The organism is Streptomyces sp. KR55 (assembly GCF_052245645.1).
Classification (GTDB): Bacteria; Actinomycetota; Actinomycetes; order Streptomycetales; family Streptomycetaceae; genus Streptomyces; species Streptomyces flavusporus.
On record NZ_JBQQCE010000560.1, the window covers coordinates 1 to 5,821 of the forward strand.

Consider the following 5,821-nt stretch of genomic DNA (forward strand, 5'->3'; position numbering starts at 1 on the left):
CCGAACAAGACCTGCCCTCAAAATCTGTTGTGGGTTCCACGAGCGGACGACGTCGGCCGCGCTGCCGTCAGCCGCGCTTGAGAACGCCGCCCAGCCCGGCGACCACGGCTGTGGCCAGTACCCATCCGGCGGTCAGTGCCCAGCCTCAGTACATGGCGGCGCCGTTCGCCACCCAGGCACGCTGCTGTCCGAGGTCCACGATGGGCAGCAGGACGTCCAGGGTGTAGCCGAGCGCATCGAAGGGCGGGGACCGGTCGCCGGACGGGGCGATGTGGCCAGGGGTGCTGCCCCCGAAGAGCCGGTCCGGCCAGCACCGACCTGGTGGCGGGCCACGTCTCGACAGTCGCGGGTCAGACAGCGCGAGCGCATTTGCCAGCCCAGGGCGCGCTCCAACACACAGGCCCGGCACCAAGGTTGGCCGGGCAGGAACGGTTGAAGGCCGGGATGTGGTGGTAGACACCGATCCTCGAAGTTGTCACAGCGGCAAGTCCCGCATGGTTCAAGCTTGTTCGAACTGCCTGTACTGGTTTACCGGGTGGCGCGCGGTCACGCTCGGTATCTTGCTGGGTACGGCTGGTCGCATCCGGGAGGGGGTCCCGTGATGCCGTGTCGAAGGTTGGTGGGGCGTGGCGCGCAGGCTCTCCAGGCAAGGGACCACAGCCGGAGCATCTACATTGCTGGCGTTCGCGGCGGGCGCGCTGGCCAACTTGGCGACGTCGGAGTGGACCTGGACGCTGGGCACCGCACTGCTGGTCCTGGTTGCGGTGTGGATCACCTTTGAGATCTGGCGGGTAGACCACGATGCCACCCTGGCGGTCCACGGCGGGTCCGGTGGCGGCGGCCCAGGGCCCCTTGATACGCGTCGGCGGCCGTGGATGGCCCCACCGCTGGACCGGATGGTGGAGCGCCCCGAACTCGCCGACCGGTTGGTGTCAGCGCTGCTCGCGCCCGAGGCCGCAGACGTCGGCATGACGACGGGGTTGCGCGGAGCCGGCGGTTTCGGCAAGACGACCCTGGCGGCCTGGGCTTGCCACCAGCCTCAGTTGCCCGAGCGCTTTCCGGGTGGACTGCTGTGGGCAACGCTCGGCCAGGAGATCCATGGTGCGGACCTGGCCGATCGGATCAACGACCTGGCCACGGTGGTGAGCGGGAACCGGCCGACGATCTCCGACCCGGACGCGGCCGGAGCGGAGCTGGGCCGGCTACTCGACGAACAGGCGCAGCCAGTACTCCTGGTCATCGACGACGTGTGGGAGGAGTCCCAGCTACGGCCGTTCGGATTCGGCGGGCGTGACTGCACCCGCCTGATCACCACCCGCATACCGGGTCTGCTGCCCACCGGGGGAACGCACATCGTGGTGGACGCCATGTCGGTCGAGCAGGCCCGGCTCCTGCTCACCGACCGTCTGCCCGTTCTGCCCGCCGAAACCGTGGAGGGCCTGGTCAAGGTGGCCGGACGGTGGCCGGTGCTGCTCAACCTGGTCAACGGCGCCCTGCGTCGGCGGGTCGAGCGGGGCCAAGCCGCTTCGGACGCGGCCGAGCAGATCATGCGCACCCTCCTCGCCGACGGTCCCGGCGCTTTCGACCCAGCCCGCCCGGCCGACCGTAGCCGCGCGGTGGCAGCAACCGTGGAGGCGGGGCTGACCCTGCTCCAGCCGGCGGACCAGCAGCGCTGTCTGGACCTGGCCATCTTTCCCGAGGACGTCGACATCCCCCAGAACATGCTCGGGCTGCTGTGGCCGGGCCGACGGGTCGACGCACTGTGCGAGGAACTGGTGGCGCTGGGCCTGGTAGCCGACTATCGGCTCGACGCACCCGGCCCGCGCCTGGTCGTGCACGACGTCATCCGAGCCTATCTGCGCACCCGTCAAGGGCCGCGGGCGCGCAGCGAGACGCACCACAGGCTCACAACCGCCGCTACCTCGCTGCTCACCCGGCACGACAGCCCCAGACCGTGGTGGACCCTGCCGGCTGACGCCCACTACCTGTGGCGGCACCTGCCGTACCACCTGGCCGCGGCCGACGAGCACGAGGAACTGGCCGCACTCGTGACCGACCTGCGCTGGGTCGAGGCCAAGACACGCCGACTCGGCTCCGTGGTCGGGGTCGTCGCCGATCTGGAGCTGTCGGACACACCCACGGCTCGCGTGCTGCGGCGTGTACTCCAGCACGCAGCCCACCTGCTCGGCCCGATCGACCCGCCCGAAGCACTCGGCGCGACCCTCGCCAGCCGGTTGCACGGGGTGCCCGGCCTCGGCGAGTTGCTCCACCGCTACCGGCAGAGCCTGTCCCGGCCCCGACTGGAGCCGACGTGGCCGCTACCCGACCAGCCCGATCCCGCCCAGCCCCACCCGACCGGACACAAGGGCGGGGTGACCAGCTGTGCCTTCTCACCCGACGGCACCCTGCTCGCCACCACCAGCAACGATCACACCGCGCGTCTGTGGCGGATCGCCGACGGCACCGAGCACACCGTGCTCACCGGCCACACCGGCGGACTCGGGGACTGCGCCTTCTCTCCGGGCGGCGCCCTGCTCGCCACCACCAGCGACGACCGAACAGCGCGCCTTTGGCGGGTGGCCGACGGCACCGAACTGGCCGTGCTCACCGCCCATGCAGACGCCGTGACGAGCTGCGCCTTCTCCCCGGACGGTGCCCTGCTGGCCACCGCCGGCAACGATCACACCGTACGGCTGTGGCGGGTGGCCGACGGCACCGTGGCCGCCGTCCTGACCGGCCATGCCAAAGGGGTGAGCAGTTGCGCGTTCTCCCCGGACGGTGCCCTGCTCGCCACCGCCGGCAACGACCACACCGTACGGCTGTGGCGGGTGACCGACGGCACCCAACAGGCCGTCCTCACCGGCCACACCAGCATGGTGGACAGCTGCGCATTCTCCCCCGACGGCGCACTCCTCGCCACCTCGGGCCACGATGACACGGCGCGGCTGTGGCGGGTGACCGACGGCGCCCAACAGGCCGTCCTCACCGGCCACTCCAGCACCGTCTACAGGTGCGCTTTCTCCCCGGACAGCACCCTGCTCGCCACCGCCAGCGCGGGAGGCAGCGTACGGCTATGGCAGGTACGCGACGGCACGCAGAAGGCGGTGCTCAAGGGGCACACAGGGTGGGTACGCGGCTGTGCCTTCTCCCCGGACGGAGCTCTGCTCGCCACCACCGGCAACGACCAGACGGGCCGGATCTGGCAGGTGGCGGAGGGCACCGTCATGACCGTAATCACCGGTCACACGCGCGTCTACCGCTGCGCCTTCTCCCTGGACGGGAAACTGCTGGCCACCACCAGTGACGATCACACGGCCCTGGTACGGCAGGTGGACAACGGCGACGAACACGCCGTGCTCACCGGCCACACCGACCGCGTCTACGGCTGTGCGTTCTCCCCGGACAGCGCCCTGCTCGCCACCACCAGCAACGACCGTACGGCCCGCTTGTGGCGAGTGGCCGACGGCACCGAACACGTCGTACTCACCGGGCACAGCCACTGGGTGACCGGCTGCGCCTTCTCCCCCGACGGCACCCTGCTCGTCACCGCCGGCCAGGACAAGACGGCCCGGCTGTGGACGGTCGCGGACGGCACCCAGCGGTCCATCCTGGACCGGCACACCGAAGGGGTCACGAGCTGTGCATTCTCCTTGGACGGAACACTCGTTGCCACCACCAGTGGCGATCAGACGGCACGGCTGTGGCGCGTCGCCGATGGAGTCGAGCATGCCGTACTGCGGGGCCATACGGACGCGGTGACCAGTTGCGCCTTTTCACCCGACGGCACCCTGCTCGCCACCACCAGCGACGACCGAACAGCGCGCCTGTGGCGAGCGGCCGACGCCGCCGAACTCACCGTGCTCACCGGTCATTCCAACTGGGTGGAGAACTGTGCTTTCTCCCCGGACGGCACGCTCCTTGCGACGACAAGCCGCGACCAGACCGTTCGGCTGTGGCGAGTAGCTACCGGCGAGTGCTGTTGCTCACTGCGTGTCGCGAGCGACCTGACCGGTCTGTGCTGGCACCCCGCCGGTGGACTGCTGTGCACCACCGGTGGGGCGGGCGTATACGCCCTGGCCCACCTGCTGTGAGACCCGCGCGGGTCCGCCGCTCACTTGGTGCCGACGGTGCGGAGCACGGCAAGGACAAGGGTGCGCGCCACGTCGATGGTCTCGGAGACAGACACCCGTTCCTGGGAACTGTGCGCCAACCGCACATCACCCGGGCCGTATTGGAGGGTCGGGATGCCCGCGGCGGTGTAGAGCCGCAGATCGCTGCCGTACGGCGCCCCGCGCTCGCGCGGACCCGGGCCGCCGGTGGCCTCTGCACAGGCGCCCCGGACCACGTCCCGCAGTGGGTGACCGGCCGGAAGGCGCCCGCTGGCGAACTGGCCGCCGGGCCACGTCACCTCAACCGGATGGTCGCGCAGCCACGGGTCGATCGCGCACGCCTCGGCCACGCACCGCTCCAGTGCGGCGCGGGCGGCCTGCGGATCCTCGTCGAGGCGGACACCCAACCGGCCCTCCGCCACCAGGAGATCGGGCACGCTGCTCGCCCAGTCACCAGAGCGCAGGGTACCGACCGACAGCGCGTACGGGATCCCGTACTCCACCATCAGCGGGTCCAGATCGGTGTTGCGCTCGCCTTCCAGGCGAGCGAGGGCACGGTGGACGGGGAGGTACACGTCGATGGCACTGACCCCCGCGTCCCGCGAACTGGCGTGTGCGGACAGGCCGGGCACACCGAGCCGGAAGGTCAACGCACCGGCGTTGGCCGTCACCAGAGTGCCGCCGGTCGGCTCCGCGATGATGCACGCATCGCCGGTGTGTCCGCGGCGGAGGGTGCCGAAGGCACCGAGGCCGCCGTCCTCCTCGCCGACCACGAAGTGGACCGCCACCCGGCCGCGCAGCTCGGCTCCGCTCGCCCGGATGGCCGCGATCGCCGCGAGGTGCGCCGCCAGACCTGCCTTCATGTCGCAGGCCCCACGCCCGTACACGGTGTCCCCCACCACCCGTGGCACGAACGGATCACCTTTCCACTGCCCCAGGTCCCCCGGCGGTACGACGTCGACATGGCCCTGGAGGATCACGGTCGGCCCGTCACCGCCGCCTGCGGTGACCCCCACCAGGCCCCATGCCTCATCGCGCGGCGCCTCCGTCCCGGGGAAACCAGGATTCGCTCGCAACTCCGCCAGGTCCATGGACCACAGGTCCACATCGAGCCCGAGCTGGTCGAGCCGCCCGGCCAGGTCGTGCTGGATCTCCGTCTCGGCTGCACTGCCGGTGACGCTCGGAATCGCGATCAGCTCCAGCAGAGTCCGGGCGATGGCCTCCTCGTCAACCTGCGCCAGGGCGGCCGCCTCCTCGGCGGTGAATACGCTTGTGGTCATGGATGGGTGCTCCTGTCGCGACTCACTGCCGAAGGAGGGACCTGACGGCTACTCAAGACCCCCGGACCTTCAGATGCTAGGCGCCATCAATTACCTGTTCAATCACCATTTTTAGCCGAAAGCACCCACTCGTGAGCCACTGCCTATATACGGCCCTCATCCGGTCGGCGAGCGCCGCAACCGCCCGCTCCCGCACCGAGCGGGCCTCACGGCCGGCACTCACCCCGCCACCTGCACGGATGAGCTAACTCCTGCACACGCGCACAGGACCCGGGCCCGCTCCCGTCGCGCCGAGTGCTACGAGAAGGTCAACTACTCGGCCCCTAAAGGACCGAGCTTGTTGGCTCAGCCCTTGTAGGGCTCCGTTTATGCTCCCGACTGCCCCCTACGACAGGGCGGTCACGGGTCACATCTACCGGTCCCGGCTATGTC

General features: G+C 70.3%; 2 protein-coding genes. One reads left to right on the forward strand and one right to left on the reverse strand.

The genetic code is table 11. The features are described 5' to 3' along the window. Positions 1–674: 674 nt before the first annotated feature. The gene (locus tag ACTWQJ_RS45215; RefSeq protein ID WP_443312205.1) at positions 675–4,091 is read left to right on the forward strand and encodes an NB-ARC domain-containing protein; all 3,417 of its coding nucleotides are present in this window, start codon (positions 675–677) and stop codon (positions 4,089–4,091) included. A gap of 20 nt (positions 4,092–4,111) precedes the next feature. On the opposite strand, the gene ACTWQJ_RS45220 is transcribed toward ACTWQJ_RS45215, so the two are convergent. Next, positions 4,112–5,389, reverse strand: a complete 1,278-nt coding sequence (locus ACTWQJ_RS45220; protein ID WP_443312206.1) for an ArgE/DapE family deacylase — start codon at positions 5,387–5,389, stop codon at positions 4,112–4,114. Positions 5,390–5,821: the final 432 nt, after the last annotated feature.